Source organism: Terrisporobacter glycolicus ATCC 14880 = DSM 1288 (assembly GCF_036812735.1).
GTDB classification, from domain to species: Bacteria; Bacillota; Clostridia; order Peptostreptococcales; family Peptostreptococcaceae; genus Terrisporobacter; species Terrisporobacter glycolicus.
This window is the reverse complement of sequence record NZ_CP117523.1, coordinates 3,310,656-3,331,788: the sequence shown is the minus strand read 5'-3', so window position 1 is coordinate 3,331,788 and position 21,133 is coordinate 3,310,656. Positions and strand designations below refer to the sequence as shown.

Genomic DNA, 21,133 nt, shown 5'->3' with positions numbered 1-21,133 from the left:
GACATTAACATTGAAATTTTTACAATATAATGATAAACTTAATTAGTACAAAATAATAGTACAAGGTGAGGTGAGAGAATGGATATAATCTTAGCATCGAAATCACCTAGAAGAAGAGAAATCTTAGAAAATACTAAGGTGAGATTTTCCGTAAAAGAAAGTCAAGTTGATGAAGTTATCAAAGCTGATGAATCACCAAAAGAAACAGTGATGAGACTTGCATATGAAAAAGCACTAGATGTGGCAAATAACAATAAAGAATCACTAGTAATTGGTGCAGATACAATCGTTGTTATAAATGATCGAATTTTAGGAAAACCTAAAAACGAAGAAGACGCATATAACATGGTTAAGTTATTGTCAGGGAAAACTCATTGTGTAATTACTGGTTTCGCTTTGATCAATTTAAGTTTAAACAAAAAAGTTATTGATTGTGAGGTTAGTCAAGTAACTTTTAAAGAATTATCCGAAGAATGTATAAAAGATTATTTGAACACAAAAGAGTCTTTAGATAAAGCTGGAGCTTACGGAATACAAGGGTATGGAGGACTATTAGTTAATAATATTCAAGGCGACTACTTTAATATAGTAGGGCTTCCAATATCAAAAATAAGTGACTGCTTAAAGGATCACTTTAAAATAAATCTTTTTTACGGAGGTTGATTCAACTGAAAAAGTCTTCTAATTCATTAATGACAATTAGAGATATGACATTAGAAGAAAGACCAAGAGAAAAAATGATTCTAAATGGTGCAAATAGTTTATCTGATGCAGAATTATTAGCCATACTTATAAGAACTGGGACTAAAGAATCAAATGCAATTCAACTAGGCCAAGCTATTATAGACAAAGCTGATAATATCAGATATTTACAAGACTTAACTTTTGAAGAGCTAAAAAGCATTAATGGTATAGGACAAACTAAAGCACTTCAAATTAAGGCAGCCTTAGAATTAGCTAGTAGGATAGCATCATATAAGCCTGCAAAATATAAAGTCAAAAACCCTTGGGACATATATAAATACTATATGGAGAGTTTAAGATATCAATATAAAGAAATTTTTAAGGTAGTTCTTTTAAATACTAAAAATGAAATAATAACTGATGTGGACATTTCTGTGGGAACTCTAAATTCATCCCTTGTTCATCCTAGAGAAGTTTTTAGAGAGGCAATAAGAAGAAGTAGTAATAAGATTATTCTACTACATAACCATCCATCTGGAAACTGTGAGCCTTCAAAAGAAGATAAAAACGTAACAAGTAGGCTAAGAGATTGTGGTGAAATTATGGGCATAGAAGTTATAGATCATATCATAATAGGGGACGGAGTTTATTTCAGTTTTAAAGAGAATATGTTGATTTAATAAGAATAAAGTAAGGAAGGTGTATGAAAATGGCAAAGGAAAAGAAGGAAAAAAAAGGTTATAAATCTTTATTTGGATTTGGAAAAATGACTAAGGATATGGGTATCGATTTAGGTACTGCAAATACATTAGTTTATATAAAAGGACAAGGAATAGTAGTAAGAGAACCATCTGTTGTTGCTATAAGAGATGATAGCAAACAAGTTTTAGCAGTTGGTGAAGAAGCAAAAAGAATGATAGGTAGAACACCAGGAAACATAGTAGCTATAAGACCAATGAAAGATGGAGTTATAGCTGATTTTGATGTTACTCAGTCAATGTTAAGTTACTTTATACAAAAAGCTGCAGCTAAAAAAGGAGTAGTATCTCCAAGAATAGCAATATGTGTACCTTTTGGTGTAACAGAAGTTGAAAAAAGAGCAATAGAAGAAGCAGCAAGACAAGCTGGAGCAAAAGATGCATTCTTAATAGAAGAACCAATGGCAGCTGCAATAGGAGCTGGCCTTAGAATAGAAGAACCAGAAGGAAACATGGTAGTAGATATCGGTGGTGGTACTTCTGAAATAGCTATAATATCACTTGGTGGTATAGTTACAGCTAAATCAATAAGACTTGGTGGAGACGAATTAGACGAAGCTATAGTTAGTTATGTAAAGAAAGAATATAGCTTAATGATAGGTGAGAGAACTGCTGAAAATGTAAAAATCACAATAGGTTCAGCATACAAAGAAGGCGAAGAAGTTGAAATGGAAATAAGAGGTAGAGACTTAATAACAGGTCTTCCAAAAACTATGCAAATATCTTCATCAGAAGTAAGAGATGCATTAAGAGAACCTGTTAATTCTATAGTAGATGGAATAAAATCTACACTAGAAAAAACTCCACCAGAATTAGCTTCAGACATTATGGAAAATGGAATAATGTTGACTGGAGGAGGAGCTTTACTTAAAGGGCTTGATAAATTAGTTAAAGAAGAAACTGGAATGCCAGTTAAAATAGCAGAAAATCCACTAGACTGTGTTGCTATAGGTACAGGTAAATCAGTAGAAGATGCAGAAATATTTGAAAAAGTACTAATGATGAACAATAAAAAGTAATGAAGTAGGTGCTGACCTTGAAGTTTGAAAAGAATAATAAAAACAAGAAAAAGGTTAATTTTAAAGTGATAGCAACAGGCGTAGTTGCTATCACTTTAATTGGAATTGTAGCCATGTCTATTGGAAGAACTAGTGGGAGTAATCCTACAGGCTCAAATGTGGGAATGACTCCAATATCTACTATAGGAAGTACAATTAATAGTGGATTTACCTTTGTGAAAAGTGGATTTGAAAACATAATAAATTTTCAAAAGAATGCAAAAAAGGCTAAAAGCTTAGAAGAGGAAAATAACAAATTACAACAAGAAGTAATTGATTTACAGAACAAATTAGATGATGTTCAATCTTTACAAAGTTTAAAAACTGCATTAAATTTTGTAGATGAAAAATATGTTGCTAAAACTTTATCTGCTAAGGTAGTTAGCAAAAATGACGGTAATTGGTATTCAAGCTTTGTTGTATCTGCTGGTAGTAAAGACGGCGTGAAAAAAGACAGTTTAGTTATGAATGGTAAGGGCTTAGTAGGTATAGTATATGAAGTATCTGAAAATTATTGTAAGGTTATTTCATTATTAGATACAAAATCATCAGTAAGTTTTAAGTTAGCAAAGAACTCTGAATTTAAGGGTATTATTACGTATGGTGAAAGTGTAGACGAAAAAACAGATTATAGAGACAATGGGTTACTACAAGGATATATGTTTGATTCTAATTATGATGTACTACCAGGTGACGTAGTTACAACATCAGGCCTTTCACTATTTCCAGAGGGAATTGTAATAGGTAAAGTAGAAAAAGTAATTGAGAATAAAAATAACTCATTAAAATATGTAATAATAAAACCGAATGTTGATTTCAAAAATATAGACGATGTAGTAGTCGTTGAGCCAAGAAATATAAACTAGAGGGGGTATCTAAAATGAAAAAAGTTTACCTTTCTCTTTTGGGAATAGCTATACTAATATTAGAAAATAGTATAACAAATTATATAAGTATATTCGGTGTAACCATAGATTTTCTTTTGATTTTCCTAACAATTATATCTTTATATCTAGATGAGCTTGAGAGTGGTATCATAGGAGCCATATTAGGTTTATTGAAGGATATAACTGTTGGTGGAATATTTGGGTTAAATGGTTTAGTTTACTTTTTAATATGTTATATAATTAGTTATTCAAGAAAAAAAATATACAAAGAAAGTAAAGTTACTATATTTACACTAATTTTAGCAACAACTATATTTAGTTCAGTACTTAATATATTAGCATCTATTGTTGTGTATAATAGTTTTACTTTTACAAGATTGATAATAAGAGGTATAGTAATATTACCAATTTTAAATAGTATAATAGCCTTAATCTTATATAAGGCTTTTGATAAGTCAATATTAAAACTTAAAGAAGATTAGTTGGTGGTTTAATGGATGAAAAGAAAATTAATGAAAGATGTAGGATAATAAAAAATGTATTTCTTTTTGCCTTTGCAGCTATAATAATCAAAATTTTATATATGAATATAATTAAATATGATTATTATACAGATTTAGCCGATAATAAAACATATAAAGAAATTACTGTAAAAGCGGCTAGGGGGGAAATAAGAGATAGGTATGGAAGAATATTAGCAGGAAATGAGAATCAGTTTACTGTTCAAGTATCAATAAATGAATTAACAAAAAATGATACAAAAGAAGATAAGTCAGAAGGAAATAATATTTCTTTAAAACTTATTAATTTATTAGAAAAAAATAAAGAGAAGTATACAGATGAGTTTCCAATAATAATAGAAAATGGGAAATATTATTATACTTATGATGAAAATATAAAACAATATAAGGAACAAAATAATATTCCGCAAGACTTAAATGCTAAGGAAACATTTTATTACTTAGTAGATCAATTAATAGCAGATGGAAAGTTAACAGAAGAAAATAGAAATTTAAAACCATCGGATCTGCAGAAGAAAGTAAATGAAGCAGGATATTATCCTCCAATACTTGTGTCAAAATGGACATTTACAGATGATAGGGAAAAGAATGACTGGCTTGAAGGATATAAAGTAGATAAATGGATGAAAGAAAAGAAAATAAATTCTAGTAAACCTGATGCAGATGTAGCATTTAAAGCAATAAGGGATTACTACCTAATAGATTCAAGTTTGAGTGATTCAGAAGCTAGAAAAATACTTATAGTTAGAGATCTTATAAAATCTCAGGGTTATACAAAATATAAACCAGTAACAATAGCAAAAAATATAAGTGAAAATACAATAGCAACAATTGAGGAGAGGGCCCTTGAGCTTCCTGGTATATCTGTGTCTAATGAACCAGTCAGAACGTATCCTAATGGAAAATTAGCATCCCATGTTCTTGGATATTTAGGAAAAATACCTTCAACTCAAGAAAAACAATATCTAGACAATAAAGAAGAAAAGTATTCTAAAGATGACATAGTAGGTCTTGCTGGAGTAGAAAAAACTCAAGAAAGCAAATTACATGGAACGGATGGATATAAAAAAGTTAAAGTTGATGCTGTTGGAAATATAACAGAAAATTTAGAGGTAACTGAACCTGTTTCAGGAGATGCAGTATACCTTACTCTTGATAAAGATTTACAAGAAGTAACAGAAAAAGCTTTAGAAAAGACGCTTAAAGTATTACGTGATGGTGGAGTCTATGAAAGTGATTATGGAAATGTAAGTGTTGCAGGAGGGAATCCAAATGCAAAATCAGGTGCTGTTATAGTTACAGATGTAAACACTGGAGAAGTTTTAGCTTCAGCATCCTATCCATCTTATGATCCAAACTTATTTGTATCTGGAATATCATCAAAGGATTATAATGATTTACAGCCTAAAAACACAAATGACTTGCTTGCACCAGCACCGCTGTTAAACTTAGTTACTCAAGGTGTATTCCAACCTGGTTCAACATTTAAAATGATTACAGGTATGGCTGCATTAGAAAATGGCTTAAACCCAGAATATACCATAAATGACCCGGGGGTTATTTGGATGGGTTCTGGCAAATCAAAAAAATCTTATGGTGATGCCATATGGAATAAAAGTAGAGCTAATCATGGGATTGTAAATCTTTACAAAGCTATACAAGAATCTTGTAATATTTACTTCTACACTATAGGTACAGGAGAAAATAGAATTGGTGGAGCAGACCCTAATGCAAAAATAGGTCCAGAACAAGTAATGGAATATGCTAAACTATTTGGTTTAGATGACTATACTGGATTATATAAAGACTTGGGCAGTGAAAGCAAAGGTACAGTACCTAGTGAAGAAGCTAAAATTGAATCTACAAAATCTATGTTAAAAACATATTTAAATAAAGTTATGAAAAATAGTTTTACTGACATAACTAAGGATAAAAATCCTGAAGAGTTTGCTGCAAGAATTCAGCAAATAGCAAACTGGTGTGAAGAAAAAACTACACCAGAAAAGGCTGAAGTGCTAAAAAGATTAGAAGAACTTAAAGTAAAAGAAGATGATAGAGAACCTTTAGCTGATCAAATAGTATATACGTATTTAAGATTCTCTAGATGGACTGTATCAGATGCATTTAACTTAGCTATTGGCCAAGGGGAAAATGCTTATACACCAGCACAAGTAGTTAGATATATTTCTGCTATAGCAAATGGAGGAACTTTAAATCAACTTTATCTTGTTCAAAAGTCTATATCACCTGATTATAGTAAAGTAGATATAAAAGAACCTGAATCTGAAAAAATAGACTTTAAAGATGATAATAACTTAAAAGACTTAATTATAGGTATGAAAAGAGTTGTTACTGAAGGTACTGCTAATAAAGTATTAGGAGACCTTGGTGTACCGATAGCAGCTAAGACTGGTACGGCACAAAAAAGTACAAAAATACCAACAGACAATGAGTATGAATATTTAATGAGTCATTTATCATCATACAATGTAAACAAAGATGAAGTGTTAAAGGTATATCATAAATTAAGAGCAGAAAGAGAAGAAGAATTAACTAAGGCTAGAATTGATGAAATTAAAGAACAGTTATCAAGTAAAGATATAGATGATGAAACTAAGGAAGCACTAGAAAAAGAGTTAAAAGAAGGTGTTTCTGAAAAATTACCTGAAGATAACGATAGAATAAATGCAGCTTATTTAAGAAGAGCAATAAAAGAGCTTAATCACAAATTAACAGATGAACAAATTGATGCATTTAAAGAAACATATGGAGATTTTGGTTGGGCAGTATCTTATGCTCCAGCAGATGATCCAGAAATAGCAATATGTGTTGTAATACCGCAAGGTAACTCAGGGACTTATGCAACATTGCCTATGAAGGATATTATAGGACACTACATGGGTCTAAGAGGTAAATCTTCTAATGATACTAATAATACAACAGACAGTAAAGACAAAGAAGACAACAATAATTCAGAAGAAGATAGCATAAATTTTTCGACACAATTGAAAAAATAAAAGGTGATTAAGATATTTATGAAGAATATATAAATAAACTAATATCACTCTGGAGGTTGTTATGTCTTTTAGTGAATATTCCACAGAAGAGCTTATAGAGTTTAAAGGAAATAAAAAAGGGCTTATTATTAATATTAAAAAAGTAGCACCCTTTGAACATGTAGAAAAAAGTATAATAGATAGATTAGAAGAAAATGTTGGATTTTTTAATGGGGCAAAAATTTATCAAATTAATTGTGACTATCTAAATGATATTCATATGATGATGATTAAAGAATCTATTACATCTAAATTTGATATAGAGTTTGTAGAAGAAGAAAAAGAAACTTATATTAACACTTTCGAAACAAAGTATGTGGATGCTATGAGATCTGGGGAAAATGTAGTCTTTGATGGAGACGTTGTAGTAATGAGTGATATGAACCCTGGTTCACAAGTTAGTTCCACTAGAAATGTTGTTATTATGGGAAATATGAATTCTGGAGCTAAAGTAGTTGCTAATGGGAATATTGTAGTAATGGGTGAAGTGCGAGGATTTGTTCATGCAGGGGCCAAAGGAAATAATTCGGCTTATGTTATAGCAAATAATTTAAATCCTAAAATACTGCAAATAGCAGATAATATTGCAGAGGCACCAGAGGATGATTATGAAGAGTCCAAGGATGATAAAAAAATTATTCCTGAGATAGCCTTTGTGAGTAAAGACAGGATTGTTATTGAAAGCTTTTTACCTAAAACTTTAAAAAACAAGGAAATATATAGGGGGTAGTATAATGAGCGAAGTCATAGTTATAACTTCAGGCAAAGGTGGAGTTGGAAAAACAACAACAGTAGCTAATCTAGGTACAGCACTTAGTTTAGAAAATAAAAGAACTGTTGTGGTAGATGCAGATATAGGACTTAGAAATTTAGATGTGGTTATGGGTTTAGAAAACAGAATAGTATATGATATAGTAGATATAGTTGAGGGAACGTGCAAGTTAAAACAAGCATTGATAAAAGATAAAAGATTTGAAAATCTATACTTATTACCAGCAGCACAAACAAGAGATAAAAATGCAGTATCTGTTGAACAAATGTCTGAGCTTTGTGAAAAACTAAAAGAAAGTTTTGATTATATAATAATAGATTGTCCTGCGGGAATAGAACAAGGATTTAAAAATGCCATAGCAGGAGCAAATAGAGCTATTGTTGTTACAAATCCTGAAGTTTCTGCTGTTAGGGATGCAGACAGAATAATTGGGTTATTAGAAGCTAATGAAATTAGTGAAATTAGATTGATAATTAATAGGATAAGACAAGATATGGTTAAACGTGGGGATATGATGGACAAGCAAGATATAGTTGAAATATTAGCTATAGACTTAATTGGTATAGTCCCTGACGATGAAAGTATAATTATATCAACAAATAAAGGGGAACCAGCAATACTTGATACTAAATCAAATGCAGGTAAAGCATATAGAAACATTGCCCAAAGAATATTAGGTAATAATGTTCCTATTATGGAAATGGAGCAAGAAACTAACTTCTTTGGAAAAATCAAAAAAATGTTTGGCGTAGCTAAATAGAATAGGGGGATGTTCATGTTTGATCTTTTTAAGGCTTTTTCAAGCGAAAATAAGACTAGCAAAAATGTAGCAAAAGAAAGGTTAAAATTAGTTCTTGTACATGACAGGGTAGATTGTTCTCCACAACTTTTAAATATGATTAAAGATGATATATTAAAAGTTATATCTAACTACGCTGATATAGAAGAAGATGGTTTAGAGATAAAAATGTCTAAAACTAGAAGTGATAATGGAGACAGAGCAGTATCTGCCTTAGTTGCAAATATACCACTTAAGAATTTAAAAGACAAGAAAATATAAATTAGTCTTAATAAAAGGGGGATATACATAAGGTATATTCCCTATTTAGTTCATGACATTTTAATATAGGTTTTGTACCAGAAAGACGGTGACAAATTGGTTAAATATAAAAATAGTTTAAAGTTATTGAAACAGTTAGATTGGAAGTTAATAGCTACACTTTTAGCAATCTTTACTTTTGGTATTGTTATCTTAAGTAGTGCTACTCATGCAAATCAAACTGGGGATTATTCTAGGCTAATAAAACAAACTGTAGCTTTTGTTTTAGGTTTAGGAGCTATTATGTTCATATTGCTTTTTGATTACAACTTTTTAGGCCAATATTACAAAGAGTTGTATGTTGCAAGTGTTGTGTTATTAGCAATTGTTCTAATTCCTGGAATAGGAGCTATTAGAGGAGGGGCTAGATCAACTCTATCATTTGGTCCACTTGATTTGCAGACAGCAGAAGTTGTTAAGTTTACATTTATATTAAGTTATGCAAAAATTGTAGAGCTTAAAAAAGGAAAAATGAATAATGTAAAAGATGTTGTAAGATTATTAATGTATGCAGCACCTATAATAGGTCTATTAATTGCACAACCAGACTTAGGTACAGCTATAGTATTTTGTTGTATAATTGCAGGAATAATATTTACAGCTGGAATTGATTACAAAATATTAAAAAAAGCAATAATAGTTGGAGTTGTAGCTTTGCCTATTGTATACCTATGTATAGATCCATACCAACAAGCTAGAATAACAGGGTTCTTGCATCCAGAAGACACAAGCATACAAGGAAACTATCAGGTTATGCAGTCAAATATAGCTATAGGATCAGGTGGATTTACTGGAAAGGGTCTTTTTAAAGGAACACAAAACCAAGAAGACTTTCTACCTATACAAGATAGTGATTTTATATTCGCTGTTGTAGGAGAAGAATTAGGTGTAATAGGAATGGTAGTTTTAATATGCTTATATGCCTATTTTTTATATAGAATGCTAAGGATTTCAGCTGAATCTAAAGATGAATACGGGGCGTTGATAGCAGTTGGAGTAACTTCCATGTTCGCCTATCAAATTATCCAAAATATAGGGATGACCGTATCATTGATACCAGTAACGGGAGTAACACTTCCATTTATAAGTTATGGTGGTAGTTCTGTTTTAACATCTATGGCAAGTTTAGGCTTAATATTAAATGTTTGTATGAGAAGAAAGAAAATAAACTTCTAAAGAAAGTAGGGGTACAAGGGAAATATGAAAATGAATATAGCATTGGTAGCACATGATGAGATGAAAAATACTATGGTGGGCTTTTGTATTGCCTATGAGAACATATTAAAAAAATATGGCATTTATGCAACAGGAACTACTGGTAAAAGAATTATGGATGAAACAGACTTAAAAATAAATAGATTAGCATCTGGACCTCTTGGTGGAGATCAGCAAATTGGTTCGCTAATTGTAAATCAAGATATTGATTTAGTTATATTTTTAAGAGATCCACTAACTTCTCAGGCTCATGAACCAGATATACAAGCATTGATTAGACTTTGTGATGTATATTATGTGCCTGTGGCAACGAACTTAGCTAGTGCAGAGATTTTTATTAAAGCATTGGATAGGGGAGAGTTCTCTTTTAGAGAAGTAAGAAAAACTACAAGTCAAAGAGTTTAAAATAAAGGTTAAAAGGTTAATGTGAAGAATTGATTTTCAACACATTAACCTTTTTAATTTTTATTTAATGTAATTAGCAAACTCTACACCGTAATCTAAACATTCTTTGAATGTATCATCACATGGGAAGAATTTCTTTTTAAGAGCTGGTTGAGGAACTTTAAATGACATAGATTTGAATATATTCTCAGCCATAGAGATACCTTCACCGCTCCATCCATAAGAACCAAATACACCTGCAATAGTTCCTTTGTTAGCCATTGGATCTATTGCTGAGAATAAATCCCACATAGGTTTAACCATTGTTCTATTAATTGTTGGAGAACCAACTAAAACTACCTTTGCATTTAATACAGCAGTATGCATTTCTTCTAAAGATAATTTTTCTAAGTCAAATAACTTAACCTTAACACCTTGAGATAGAGCACCTTCTTGTATTTTTTTAGCCATTTCAAAAGTATTAGCATAAGCTGATAAATAGAATATAGCCATTTCACCTTGATTAGTTTCTTCTAAAGCTTCTTTTGACCATTCTACATATCTAGTAACTTGTTCCATTGGTTTTTCGGAAAGAATAGGACCGTGAGAAGTTAATATTGTATCAAAGTCTAATCCTAATTCAACAACTTTGTCTACAGCATCTAAAACATATTTTGCATAAGGTCTAACTATGCAATCATAATATAATTTTGCTGAATCTAAATATCCTTCACCGTGTATAGCTTTTGCATCATATTCAGAATAATGACATCCAAAAGCATCACAAGTTAATAAAATTTTGTCTTCAGGAACATAAGTAAACATTGTATCTGCCCAATGTAAGAAAGGAGCTTGAATAAATTCAAGATTTCTTTTACCTATGTTTAATTTATCACCAGTTTTAACAGTAGTACAATTAAATGGTCTATTAACTTGGTCACTTAAGTATAATTTAGCTGCATTAGTACATACAACTTCTATGTTTGGATTTATATCCAATATATACTTTAAACAACCAGAATGATCTGGCTCAGTGTGGTGAACAACCACACAATCAATATCTTTAATATCTACTACTTCTTGTAAATTACTTAAAAATTCATCTTTAAAACAATCTTTTACAGTGTCAAATAAAACAACTTTTTCATCTTTTATTAAGTAAGAATTATAAGTTGTTCCATATTTTGTTTCCATTATAATATCAAATATTTCTAAATCCTTATCTACTACGCCAGTGTAAAATATATCTGGCTTAATTTCAAAAACATTGCTCATTGCAAACCTCCTAAATATAAAAAATCATAGCACAAATTGTATATACCCAATCTGATTCAAAATTAAACTAAAAACATGATTAAGATTATTATTTTAGTTATTTGTTATTTTTACTCAAGAAATAAGAAAAAACTAAAACAGTATAAATAATCCTACTAAATAAATTATATTATTATAAGGAACATTTTACAAATTAATATTTATATAGATAAAGTTGTTGTAAAATAAGTATAATGAATAATAATAACGCGATAATATAAGTAATGAGTTAATATTTGGATTTTAAAGTAAAAATTTTTGATACCGAATATTTTATAGTGTATAATAAAATTTATGTTAATTACAATTAGTTTATCGGAGGTTTCAATATTAGATGGATAAAGCAGAATTTAGAAAAATTTTAAAAAAAGTAGAAAAACCAGCTAGATATTTAGGAAATGAAATAAATTCAATACACAAAGATACTAGCAAAGAAGGTTTAATAAGATATGCACAGTGTTTCCCAGACTTATATGAAGTAGGAATGAGTCATTTAGGGAGTCAAATCTTATATAGAGTATTAAATAGCGATGAAAATGTTTATTGTGAAAGAGTTTACTCTCCAGCAGTAGATATGGAAGAAATATTAAGAGAAAAGAATATACCTCTATTTGCAATAGAATCAAGAGAACCTATAACAAATTTTGACTTTGTTACATTTACCCTTCAATATGAACTTTCTTATACAAATATATTAAACATATTAGACTTAGCTAATATAGAGATACTTGCAAAAGATAGAAAGTTAGATGATCCATTTATAATGGTTGGAGGACCTTGTGCTTATAACTCAGAGCCTTTAGCAGACTTTGTGGATATAGTAATACTTGGAGAAGGTGAAGAAGTTAACTTAGAAGTACTAAATGAGTACAAAGAGTGGAAAAAAAACAAAACAACTAGAGAAGATTTCTTAATGAGAGCATCTAAAATAGAAGGTGTTTACATACCGAGTTTCTATGATGTTACATATAATGAAGACAAAACAGTAAAAGAAACAGTACCAAATAGAGAAGGAATACCTACTAATCCAAGAAAAAGAATAATAAAAAACATGGATGAAGTTCCATATCCAGAAGCTTTAATAGTTCCATATATAGAAACTGTTCACGAAAGAGTAGTTTTAGAGCTATTTAGAGGATGTACAAGAGGATGTAGATTCTGTCAAGCGGGTATGATTTATAGACCAATAAGAGAAAAAAGTATAGATACGCTAAAAACATCTTTAGACAAACTAATAAAAAGTACAGGATATGATGAAATATCTTTATCTTCACTTTCAACTAGTGATTATTCTAAACTAAGTGAACTTACAGATGTTTTAATAGACGAATACGCAAGTAAAAACATAGGGATATCACTACCATCACTTAGACTAGATAACTTTACAATGGAAATTGCGGAAAAAATACAACAAGTCAGAAAATCAGGACTTACATTTGCACCAGAAGCAGGAACTCAAAGAATGAGAGACGTTATAAATAAAGGTGTAAGTGAAGATGATTTAAAAAATGCTACTACAAAAGCTTTTGAAATGGGATGGCATAGTGTAAAACTTTACTTCATGATAGGCCTTCCAACAGAGAGATACGAAGATTTAGATGGAATAAAAGATTTAGCATACAATGTAATAGATACTTATAGAGAAGTACACGGCGGAAAATTATCTAGAAAGTTTGGAGTAACAGTAAGTACATCAACATTTGTACCAAAACCATTTACTCCATTCCAATGGCATCCACAAGATACAGGAGATGTAGTTAGAGAAAAACAACAATACTTAGTTAAAGCTCTAAAAAATAGAGATATAAGATATAACTATCATGATTCAAAAACTAGCTTAATGGAAGCTGTTGTATCTAGAGGAGATAGAAGAATAGGTAAAGTCATTTACGATGCATTTAAAGCTGGAGCTAAATTTGATGGATGGTCAGAATACTTTAACTTAGATATATGGACTGAGGCTATGGAAAAAAACGGTCTAGATATAAGCTGGTACGCTCATAGAGAAAGAAGTTACGATGAAGTATTTGCATGGGACCACATAGATGTAGGTGTATCTAAAAAATTCTTGATGAGAGAAAATGACAAATCAAAAGACGATGCAGTAACACCAGACTGTAGACATAAATGTAATGGTTGTGGAATAAATATAACGGACTTAGGAAGGGGGCTATGTTAATTATGAGTAAGTTAATTAGAGCTAAATACAAAAAAGAAGATGATATGATATTTATATCTCATCTTGACTTACAAAGACTTTTACAAAGAGCATTTAGAAGAGCAGAAATAAACTTATCTTATTCTCAAGGATTTAACCCTCATCCAAAAATGAGTTATGCTAATGCTCTAGCACTAGGAACAGAAAGTCAAGGAGAGTATGTAGATATAGAAATAGAAGATGATATATCTGTTGGAGACTTTTTACAAAGAATAAATGAAGAATTACCAATAGGTGTGGAGTTTATAAAAGCAGAAGAAATAACTCCACAAACTCCAGCTCTAGCACAAGAAATAGTTTATGGAGAATATTTATTTAATATAGATTTAGAAACTCCTTTAAGCAAAGAGCTTGTAAAAACTAGAGTACTTGAGTTTATAACAAGTAAATCAATAATGATAAGTAAGAAAAATAAAAAAGGTAAAATAGTGGAAGTTGATATAAGACCAATGATTAAAACTTTTGACTTAGTTGCGTTAGATGATAGTAGAGCTACTTTTGAAGCTATTATAGCTACAGGATCTAAAGCTAACTTAAATACTAATATATTTGTACCAATCTTACTTGAAATATTAGGTATAAAAATGGATCCAAAAGAAGTTGAAATAATAAGAAGAGACCTTTATAAGATAGTAGATGGAGAATTAGTAACTCCATTATAGTGAGGATAATAATGAAAAAAATAATAATTGAAACTTTAGTATCATCAGAGAAAACTGCCATAGTTGAAGATGATAAACTTGTAGAATTATTAATTGATGAAAATGAAAATAATAAATTAGTATCTAACATATATAGAGGAATAGTCAAAAATGTAAAAGCAGGCCTAGAGGCTTGCTTTGTAGATATAGGCATGGAAAAGCTAGCATACCTTCCTCTTAAGAAGGATTCAGACATAAAATCTGGAATGGATATTATGGTTCAAATTAATAAAGATGCAGTAGGTACAAAAGGTCCTAAATTAAACTTAGAAGTAAGTTTATCAGGTCGTTACCTAGTTTATATACCAAGCAATGATAGAATAACCATATCTAATAGATTGCAAGATGAACAAGAGAGATTTAGACTTAAAAAAATTATAAAAAAACTTGTTGGAAAAGACTGTGGAATTATAATTAGGACAGAAGCTAATGGATGTAGTGAAGAAGAATTAGAAAAAGATTTTTCTGACTTAAAGGAAAAGTATGATTTAATTTGCAAAGAATTCAAGTTAGGCATAGGGCCTAAGCTTTTATATAAAGATCTAGATGCATCTACAAAATACATAAAAGACAATGTAAATGACTACACTAGCGAAATAGTTGTAAATGATAATAATAAATATGAAGAAATAAAAAGTATTTTAAAAAGTATTAATAAAGATTATTTAAACAAACTAAAGATAATTGATAATGTAGATATTTTTGATTTATATAAAGTTCAAAGTCAAGTAGACAAAGCTCTGAATAAAAAAGTATGGCTAAAAAGCGGTGGTTATCTAATTATAGAAAAAACAGAAGCTTTAACTGTTATAGATGTTAATACAGGAAAATTCACTGGAAATTCCAACAGAGAAGATACAGTATATAAGACTAATGAAGAAGCATGTATAGAAATTGCAAGGCAGTTAAAACTTAGAGATATAGGCGGAATAATCATAGTTGATTTTATAGATATGATTAAAAAGAAAAATAAGGAAAATTTACTAAAAATCTTAAATCATGAGATGCAAAAAGATAAAAGAAAATCTGAAGTATTAGGACTTACAAGACTAGGACTAGTAGAAGTTGCGAGAAGAAGAGAAAAAAAATCAATAAATGAATATTATTTAGAAGAATGTAGTACATGTAATGGAGATTCATCAACGAAATCAATAAACTATATTATGGATGATTTGGAAAAAGAAATAAATAGAATAAAACATCACACATGCTATAATCATATTATTGTTGAATTTAACACCATAGCACTTAGTAAAATTAAAGTTAATTACATGGGCCTAATTAATAAAATAAGTAAAAAATATGAAATGAACATTTTGTTAGAAGAAAATAAAGATATATCCTATGAAAAATATAAAATTATTTTTGTAAGCTAGTTGACATTTTGTTCAATAAGTAGTATTATTTATAACTGTAATGCCGCACAGAAAAGGTTCAAACTTTCCTTTGGAAATACCTTGATGGCGAGTTCTTAGACCGAGGAGGTGTATATTAATGTACGCTATAGTTAAAACAGGTGGAAAGCAATACAAAGTTGCTGAAGGTGATGTATTATTCGTTGAAAAGTTAGAAGCTAACGCTGGTGAAGAAGTAACTTTAAACGAAGTATTAGCTTGTACTAATGCAGAAGGAGAACTAGTTGTTGGAGCTCCAGTTGTAGAAGGTGCTTCTGTTACTGCTAAAGTAGTAGAGCAAGGAAAAGCTAAGAAAATAGTAGTTTACAAGTATAAAGCTAAAAAAGACTACAGAAGAAAACAAGGTCATCGTCAACCATACACTAAGATAGTTGTTGAAAAAATAAACGCTTAGTAATAGGTTAACAAAATGATAAAGATAAAATATCATTATACAGACGAATTTAGACGTAAAGGTTTTACAATAAAAGGACATGCTGATTTTGCTCCAATAGGACAAGACATTGTTTGTTCAGCTGTGACTTCTAATGCCATTGGTGTTATCAATTCATTAGATACATTAGCAAAAGTAAAATTCGACTCTGTAATAGGCCAAGAAGGTTTTATTGAATGTCTAGTTCACGAAGAAAGTTTAAATGAAAAAACTGATTTATTACTAGAACATTTTGAGTTAACAATGAAATCAATCCAAAAGGATTATCGAAACAATATAAAAATCTTAAAAAAGTAGGGGGTGACTCCAAATGTTAAACATGAACTTACAATTATTAGCATCTAAAAAAGGGGTAGGATCATCTAAAAACGGTAGAGATTCTATAGCTAAAAGATTAGGTGTAAAAAGATATGACGGACAAATAGTTACTGCTGGTAGTATAATAGTAAGACAAAGAGGTACTAAAATACATCCAGGAACTAATGTAGGTAAAGGTGGAGATGACACTTTATTCGCATTAATAGACGGTACTGTTAAATTCGAAAGAAAAGACAAAAAAAGAAAAAAAGTAAGTATATATCCAGTACAAGTTGCTGAATAATAAAGGGAGAGGAGTGTATTTACACTCCTTTTCTTTTTAAATAATGAGAATTTGAATAAAATGCAAATTCCAATAGGAGGTGCCACTTTTGTTTATAGATAAGGCAAGGATATTTGTCAAAGCTGGAAATGGTGGAAACGGTGCAGTATCATTTAGAAGAGAAAAATATGTTCCTGCAGGTGGACCAGATGGTGGAGACGGAGGAAGAGGCGCTAGTGTTATATTTGAAGTTGATAACGACTTAAGAACACTAATGGACTTTAAATACCAAAGAAAATACGTAGCCATTCCAGGTGGAGATGGAAGTAAAAAAAGACAAGCTGGTAAAAATGGTGAAGATTTAGTGCTAAAGGTACCGGCAGGAACAATAGTCAGAGATGAAGCTACAAATAAAATAATAGCTGACTTAAAAAAAGAAGGAGATAAAGCTGTTGTTGCAAGAGGTGGTAGAGGCGGAAAAGGAAACCATAATTTTGCAAACGCAGTAAGACAAGCTCCAAACTTTGCAAAATCAGGAACTGATGGTGAAGAAAAATGGGTTATATTAGAGCTTAAAATGATAGCTGATGTAGGACTATTAGGATTTCCTAACGTAGGTAAATCTACATTCTTATCAGTTGTCACTGCAGCTAAACCAAAGATAGCAAATTATCACTTCACAACTTTAACACCAAATCTTGGTGTGGTACAAACAAAATTTGGCGATAGTTTTGTTTTAGCTGACATACCAGGACTTATAGAAGGTGCAGCTGAAGGAATTGGTCTTGGCCATGACTTCTTAAGACACGTTGAAAGAACTAAAGTATTAATACATATAGTTGATATTTCAGGACTAGAAGGTAGAAATGCTTTAGAAGACTTTGATAGTATAAACGGTGAACTTAAATTATACAATGAAAAACTAGCTACAAGACCTCAAGTTGTAGTAGCTAATAAAATAGATATACTTGAAGATGAATCAGTTTATGAAGAGTTTAAGACAACTTTAGAAGAAAGAGGATACAAAGTATTCAAAATGTCTGCAGCAACAAGAGAAGGTATAGATGATGTAATAACTTATGTTTCTCAAGTGTTGAAAGATGCTGAAGAAATAGAACTTGTATCTGAAGAAGAACTATATGTTCCTGAATTAGATTCTGAAGAAGAAGAAGCTTTACAAGTAGAAATAGAAAATGGAGTATATGTTGTTACAGGTAAGGCACTTAGAAGAATTATGTACTCTGTTAACTTTGAAGATATGGAATCTATTCAATTCTTCCAAAAATCTATGGAAAGTCAAGGTGTATTTGACAAACTTAGAGAAATGGGTATTGAAGATGGAGATACAGTTAAGATATACGAAATAGAATTTGAATTCTATGACTAAAATTTAATACAAAAGAGGTGACAATATGTTAAACGGAAGACAAAGAGCGTATTTAAGATCTTTAGCAAATACTCTTAAGCCTATAACTCAAATAGGAAAAGACGGTGTAACTGAAGGTTTCTTAGAACAATTAGATATAATGCTAGATTCGAAAGAATTAGTTAAAGTAACTATATTAGAAACTGCTGGTATAGATACAAAAGAAGCGGCTAATGCTATATGCAAAGCATTAAGAGCGGAGTTTGTTCAAGCTATAGGTTTTAAATTTACATTATACAGAAAAAATGTAGAAGAACCCAAAATATTATTCCCAGGTCAAAAAGCTTCAGTTAAAAAAGTAGCAGAAGAAGGTATGACTAAAAAAGGAAAACCAACTAAAAGATCTCAAAGAAGATAATGATATATAATTTATAATAAATAAATGTCAGAATCATATAAAAAGAAGCTATTATTAAGTGACTAAATTAGTCATTTATGATGGCTTTTTTTATTTCTAATTGTTTGACTTGAGAAAAGTAAATATTAATTATTTTATTTAAATATAATTAATAGAAGATTCATTATAATGCTTAAATTTTAATTTTTATATAAAGTATGTTATACTGTAAAATGATATTTAGAATATAATTCTAATAAGTTATATTTAATTTGGTATTATAACTCATAAATAAATTTAAAAATAAAATATGAAAGGAAATTAAAATATGAAAAAAATAGCTAAAATATTAACCTTAATAATATGTTTAACAACAGTAAGCATATTTTTTACGGGTTGTAACAAAAAGGATAAGTATCCTGAAGAAATAAACTTTTTTAACTATGGTGAAAACATAGATGATGAAACAGTAAAAGAATTTGAGAAAAAATATGATATAAGAGTTAATATTGAAACTTTTGATGATATGGAAGCTATGTATTCAAAGGTTAAAAGTGGAGCGGGAAAATACGATGTTATTTTAGTGTCAGATGCTTTAATGCCAAGAATGATAGACCAAAAGCTTATACAGGAAATAAATAAAGATAATATAACTAATATCTCTCAGATGGACAAAGAATACTTAGACTTAGAAATAGATCCAGGTAATAAATACTCAGTACCTTATATGTTCGGAACAGTAGGACTTATTTATAATAAAGATGTAGTGAAAGAAGAAGTAAAAAGTTGGGACATATTATGGAATGAAAAATATAAAGACAAAATATTTATGTTTGATACATATAGAGACACAATAGGTGTAGCATTAAAGAAATTAGGGTATTCTTTAAATTCAACTAATCCAAAGGAAATAGAAGAAGCAAAAGAATTACTATTAGAACAAAGAAAATTGGTTAAACCCTTATATGGTGTAGATAATGGAACGACAATGATCCCAGCAGGAGAGACAGATATAAACATGATATGGTCTGGAGAAGGATTAAACTTACAAGATGAGTATCCTAATCTGGTTTATGTAGTGCCTGAAGAAGGTGCAAACTTCTGGATTGATAGTTTATGTATACCTAAAAATGCTAAAAATGTAAAAGGTGCTGAAAAGTTTATAAACTTTGTAAGTGATAAGAAAAGTGCCCTTAGAATAGCTGATGAAATAGGATATACAACTCCTAATAAAGAAGCAAGAGAAGAACAACCAGAAAATGTAAAAAACAATCCAAATGCATATATGCCGATAGAAATAATGAATAGATGCGAAATTTACAAAGATTTCCCGCTAGATGTTAAAAAAATGTATGATAAAGCATGGATTGCAATAAAATCAGATGAACAATAAAAATAGAGGTAGATTAGTCTACCTCTATTTTTGTGCAATCAAAAGTTTGATATATTAATCTTTTATGATAAAAATATATTAAAATACAATATTAATTTATTGAAAAACGATATTATAACTGCTATCATAATATTATAAAAACAAAAGGGGGAGTGTGTATTATGTTAAAAAATACAACAAAAACAAAAAGTATATTAAGTTCTTCATTAATAATGTTATTCTTCGCATTGGGTTTAATATTGATAATGGCGGTATTTATGGGAATTCCATTTATTTTTAATAATAGTAAGGACACAGGTACATTAGTATTTTATATTGGAGTATTTATTATTGGATTAACTTATCTAACAATGATTGCTTTTTTATTGGATATAGTAAGTACTTCAAGAGTAAATATATTTGTAAAATCAAATGTAAAAAAATTTAAAAATATAGGGTCTTTATTACTTGTAAATTTAATATTAGACTATATTCTTACAATAATAAATGGAGTTAGTGGTCTTAGATTTTTGGACTTAGCTCCAGGCGTTTTTATAACACCAGGTATGGCTATATATTTTATAGCAGGTCTTTTATGTTTTGTAATTGCAGATGCTTTTGATCAAGCGATTACAATAAAAGAGGAAAATGAATATACTGTATAGGAGATTATTATGACTATTATAGTTAACTTAGACGTGATGATGGCAAAAAGGAAGATGTCTCTGAAAGATTTAGCAGAAAAAATAGATATTACTAATGCCAATTTATCTATACTGAAAAATAACAGAGCTAAGGCTGTTAGGTTTACAACTCTAAACGAGATATGTAAGGTTTTAGATTGTCAGCCAGGGGATATACTTGAGTATATAGAAGATGAGGAAGTATAATTAGGGGGAAAAT

Annotated in this window: 23 protein-coding genes; 22 read left to right on the top strand and 1 reads right to left on the bottom strand. The window is 29.9% G+C overall.

The genetic code is table 11. The features are described from left to right. Nucleotides 1-78: 78 nt before the first annotated feature. From TEGL_RS16355 to mgsA, 11 genes are all read left to right on the top strand, one after another. Nucleotides 79-663 carry a Maf family protein gene (locus TEGL_RS16355; RefSeq protein ID WP_018591545.1) on the top strand — a complete coding sequence of 195 codons (585 nt, stop codon included), beginning with the start codon at nucleotides 79-81 and terminating at the stop codon, nucleotides 661-663. Between the two features lie 29 nt (nucleotides 664-692). Further along, nucleotides 693-1,364, top strand: coding sequence for a RadC family protein (radC, locus tag TEGL_RS16350; RefSeq protein WP_018591544.1), 672 nt, complete (start codon nucleotides 693-695; stop codon nucleotides 1,362-1,364). 29 nt (nucleotides 1,365-1,393) lie between these two features. Continuing rightward, on the top strand, nucleotides 1,394-2,461 hold the full coding sequence (locus tag TEGL_RS16345) for a rod shape-determining protein (protein WP_026255142.1): 1,068 nt from the start codon (nucleotides 1,394-1,396) through the stop codon (nucleotides 2,459-2,461). A gap of 8 nt (nucleotides 2,462-2,469) precedes the next feature. Next, a complete protein-coding gene (gene mreC / locus TEGL_RS16340) occupies nucleotides 2,470-3,366 on the top strand; it encodes a rod shape-determining protein MreC (RefSeq protein WP_242827316.1) in 897 nt (298 codons plus the stop codon). Between the two features lie 14 nt (nucleotides 3,367-3,380). Beyond that, entirely contained in the window at nucleotides 3,381-3,869 is a 489-nt protein-coding gene (gene mreD, locus TEGL_RS16335) for a rod shape-determining protein MreD (protein WP_018591541.1), read from the top strand. An 11-nt stretch (nucleotides 3,870-3,880) separates the two neighbouring features. Beyond that, nucleotides 3,881-6,925: a penicillin-binding transpeptidase domain-containing protein gene (locus TEGL_RS16330; protein ID WP_018591540.1), complete on the top strand. Its 3,045-nt coding sequence runs from the start codon at nucleotides 3,881-3,883 to the stop codon at nucleotides 6,923-6,925. 61 nt (nucleotides 6,926-6,986) lie between these two features. Further along, on the top strand, nucleotides 6,987-7,694 hold the full coding sequence (locus tag TEGL_RS16325; protein WP_018591539.1) for a septum site-determining protein MinC: 708 nt from the start codon (nucleotides 6,987-6,989) through the stop codon (nucleotides 7,692-7,694). 4 nt (nucleotides 7,695-7,698) lie between these two features. Further along, complete coding sequence (gene minD, locus TEGL_RS16320; RefSeq protein ID WP_018591538.1) at nucleotides 7,699-8,496, top strand: septum site-determining protein MinD; 798 nt, start codon at nucleotides 7,699-7,701, stop codon at nucleotides 8,494-8,496. Nucleotides 8,497-8,511: 15 nt separating this feature from the next. Continuing rightward, nucleotides 8,512-8,796: a cell division topological specificity factor MinE gene (gene minE, locus TEGL_RS16315; protein WP_018591537.1), complete on the top strand. Its 285-nt coding sequence runs from the start codon at nucleotides 8,512-8,514 to the stop codon at nucleotides 8,794-8,796. 96 nt (nucleotides 8,797-8,892) lie between these two features. Beyond that, on the top strand, nucleotides 8,893-10,011 hold the full coding sequence (gene rodA, locus TEGL_RS16310) for a rod shape-determining protein RodA (protein WP_018591536.1): 1,119 nt from the start codon (nucleotides 8,893-8,895) through the stop codon (nucleotides 10,009-10,011). Between the two features lie 30 nt (nucleotides 10,012-10,041). Then, on the top strand, nucleotides 10,042-10,455 hold the full coding sequence (mgsA, locus tag TEGL_RS16305; RefSeq protein WP_026255140.1) for a methylglyoxal synthase: 414 nt from the start codon (nucleotides 10,042-10,044) through the stop codon (nucleotides 10,453-10,455). Nucleotides 10,456-10,515: 60 nt separating this feature from the next. Here mgsA and TEGL_RS16300 read toward each other — a convergent pair whose 3' ends face one another. Further along, nucleotides 10,516-11,709 carry an FprA family A-type flavoprotein gene (locus TEGL_RS16300; RefSeq protein WP_018591534.1) on the bottom strand — a complete coding sequence of 398 codons (1,194 nt, stop codon included), beginning with the start codon at nucleotides 11,707-11,709 and terminating at the stop codon, nucleotides 10,516-10,518. Between the two features lie 373 nt (nucleotides 11,710-12,082). Here TEGL_RS16300 and TEGL_RS16295 point away from each other — a divergent pair, with 373 nt between their 5' ends. From TEGL_RS16295 to TEGL_RS16245, 11 genes are all read left to right on the top strand, one after another. Further along, nucleotides 12,083-13,927 carry a TIGR03960 family B12-binding radical SAM protein gene (locus tag TEGL_RS16295; RefSeq protein ID WP_018591533.1) on the top strand — a complete coding sequence of 615 codons (1,845 nt, stop codon included), beginning with the start codon at nucleotides 12,083-12,085 and terminating at the stop codon, nucleotides 13,925-13,927. Between the two features lie 2 nt (nucleotides 13,928-13,929). Then, nucleotides 13,930-14,628 carry a TIGR03936 family radical SAM-associated protein gene (locus TEGL_RS16290; RefSeq protein WP_026255139.1) on the top strand — a complete coding sequence of 233 codons (699 nt, stop codon included), beginning with the start codon at nucleotides 13,930-13,932 and terminating at the stop codon, nucleotides 14,626-14,628. An 11-nt stretch (nucleotides 14,629-14,639) separates the two neighbouring features. Continuing rightward, the gene (locus tag TEGL_RS16285; RefSeq protein WP_018591531.1) at nucleotides 14,640-16,043 is read left to right on the top strand and encodes an Rne/Rng family ribonuclease; all 1,404 of its coding nucleotides are present in this window, start codon (nucleotides 14,640-14,642) and stop codon (nucleotides 16,041-16,043) included. Nucleotides 16,044-16,161: 118 nt separating this feature from the next. Further along, nucleotides 16,162-16,476, top strand: coding sequence for a 50S ribosomal protein L21 (rplU, locus tag TEGL_RS16280; protein WP_018591530.1), 315 nt, complete (start codon nucleotides 16,162-16,164; stop codon nucleotides 16,474-16,476). Nucleotides 16,477-16,491: 15 nt separating this feature from the next. After that, nucleotides 16,492-16,812 (top strand): ribosomal-processing cysteine protease Prp, encoded by a 321-nt coding sequence (locus tag TEGL_RS16275; protein WP_018591529.1) that lies wholly within the window; start codon nucleotides 16,492-16,494, stop codon nucleotides 16,810-16,812. Nucleotides 16,813-16,825: 13 nt separating this feature from the next. Beyond that, nucleotides 16,826-17,116 carry a 50S ribosomal protein L27 gene (gene rpmA, locus TEGL_RS16270; RefSeq protein WP_018591528.1) on the top strand — a complete coding sequence of 97 codons (291 nt, stop codon included), beginning with the start codon at nucleotides 16,826-16,828 and terminating at the stop codon, nucleotides 17,114-17,116. 88 nt (nucleotides 17,117-17,204) lie between these two features. Beyond that, complete coding sequence (gene obgE, locus TEGL_RS16265; RefSeq protein WP_018591527.1) at nucleotides 17,205-18,482, top strand: GTPase ObgE; 1,278 nt, start codon at nucleotides 17,205-17,207, stop codon at nucleotides 18,480-18,482. A 25-nt stretch (nucleotides 18,483-18,507) separates the two neighbouring features. Beyond that, a complete protein-coding gene (locus tag TEGL_RS16260; RefSeq protein WP_018591526.1) occupies nucleotides 18,508-18,879 on the top strand; it encodes a YhbY family RNA-binding protein in 372 nt (123 codons plus the stop codon). Nucleotides 18,880-19,186: 307 nt separating this feature from the next. Beyond that, nucleotides 19,187-20,251: an ABC transporter substrate-binding protein gene (locus TEGL_RS16255; protein ID WP_018591525.1), complete on the top strand. Its 1,065-nt coding sequence runs from the start codon at nucleotides 19,187-19,189 to the stop codon at nucleotides 20,249-20,251. Between the two features lie 161 nt (nucleotides 20,252-20,412). Further along, nucleotides 20,413-20,895 (top strand): DUF2975 domain-containing protein, encoded by a 483-nt coding sequence (locus tag TEGL_RS16250; RefSeq protein ID WP_018591524.1) that lies wholly within the window; start codon nucleotides 20,413-20,415, stop codon nucleotides 20,893-20,895. 9 nt (nucleotides 20,896-20,904) lie between these two features. Next, nucleotides 20,905-21,120, top strand: a complete 216-nt coding sequence (locus TEGL_RS16245; RefSeq protein WP_018591523.1) for a helix-turn-helix domain-containing protein — start codon at nucleotides 20,905-20,907, stop codon at nucleotides 21,118-21,120. The last annotated feature ends 13 nt before the right edge of the window (nucleotides 21,121-21,133 follow it).

Bases quoted from the DNA above. Each gene is read 5' to 3' on its own strand.
- TEGL_RS16345 (WP_026255142.1), top strand. From the start codon at position 1,394: ATGGCAAAGGAAAAGAAGGAAAAAAAAGGTTATAAATCTTTATTTGGA.
- TEGL_RS16300 (WP_018591534.1), bottom strand. From the start codon at position 11,709: ATGAGCAATGTTTTTGAAATTAAGCCAGATATATTTTACACTGGCGTA.
- TEGL_RS16290 (WP_026255139.1), top strand. From the start codon at position 13,930: ATGAGTAAGTTAATTAGAGCTAAATACAAAAAAGAAGATGATATGATA.
- TEGL_RS16285 (WP_018591531.1), top strand. From the start codon at position 14,640: ATGAAAAAAATAATAATTGAAACTTTAGTATCATCAGAGAAAACTGCC.
- TEGL_RS16355 (WP_018591545.1), top strand. From the start codon at position 79: ATGGATATAATCTTAGCATCGAAATCACCTAGAAGAAGAGAAATCTTA.
- radC (WP_018591544.1), top strand. From the start codon at position 693: ATGACAATTAGAGATATGACATTAGAAGAAAGACCAAGAGAAAAAATG.
- rpmA (WP_018591528.1), top strand. From the start codon at position 16,826: ATGTTAAACATGAACTTACAATTATTAGCATCTAAAAAAGGGGTAGGA.
- TEGL_RS16330 (WP_018591540.1), top strand. From the start codon at position 3,881: ATGGATGAAAAGAAAATTAATGAAAGATGTAGGATAATAAAAAATGTA.
- TEGL_RS16325 (WP_018591539.1), top strand. From the start codon at position 6,987: ATGTCTTTTAGTGAATATTCCACAGAAGAGCTTATAGAGTTTAAAGGA.
- TEGL_RS16275 (WP_018591529.1), top strand. From the start codon at position 16,492: ATGATAAAGATAAAATATCATTATACAGACGAATTTAGACGTAAAGGT.
- TEGL_RS16260 (WP_018591526.1), top strand. From the start codon at position 18,508: ATGTTAAACGGAAGACAAAGAGCGTATTTAAGATCTTTAGCAAATACT.
- TEGL_RS16250 (WP_018591524.1), top strand. From the start codon at position 20,413: ATGTTAAAAAATACAACAAAAACAAAAAGTATATTAAGTTCTTCATTA.
- TEGL_RS16295 (WP_018591533.1), top strand. From the start codon at position 12,083: ATGGATAAAGCAGAATTTAGAAAAATTTTAAAAAAAGTAGAAAAACCA.
- TEGL_RS16255 (WP_018591525.1), top strand. From the start codon at position 19,187: ATGAAAAAAATAGCTAAAATATTAACCTTAATAATATGTTTAACAACA.
- minE (WP_018591537.1), top strand. From the start codon at position 8,512: ATGTTTGATCTTTTTAAGGCTTTTTCAAGCGAAAATAAGACTAGCAAA.
- mreD (WP_018591541.1), top strand. From the start codon at position 3,381: ATGAAAAAAGTTTACCTTTCTCTTTTGGGAATAGCTATACTAATATTA.
- minD (WP_018591538.1), top strand. From the start codon at position 7,699: ATGAGCGAAGTCATAGTTATAACTTCAGGCAAAGGTGGAGTTGGAAAA.
- TEGL_RS16245 (WP_018591523.1), top strand. From the start codon at position 20,905: ATGACTATTATAGTTAACTTAGACGTGATGATGGCAAAAAGGAAGATG.
- rplU (WP_018591530.1), top strand. From the start codon at position 16,162: ATGTACGCTATAGTTAAAACAGGTGGAAAGCAATACAAAGTTGCTGAA.
- mgsA (WP_026255140.1), top strand. From the start codon at position 10,042: ATGAATATAGCATTGGTAGCACATGATGAGATGAAAAATACTATGGTG.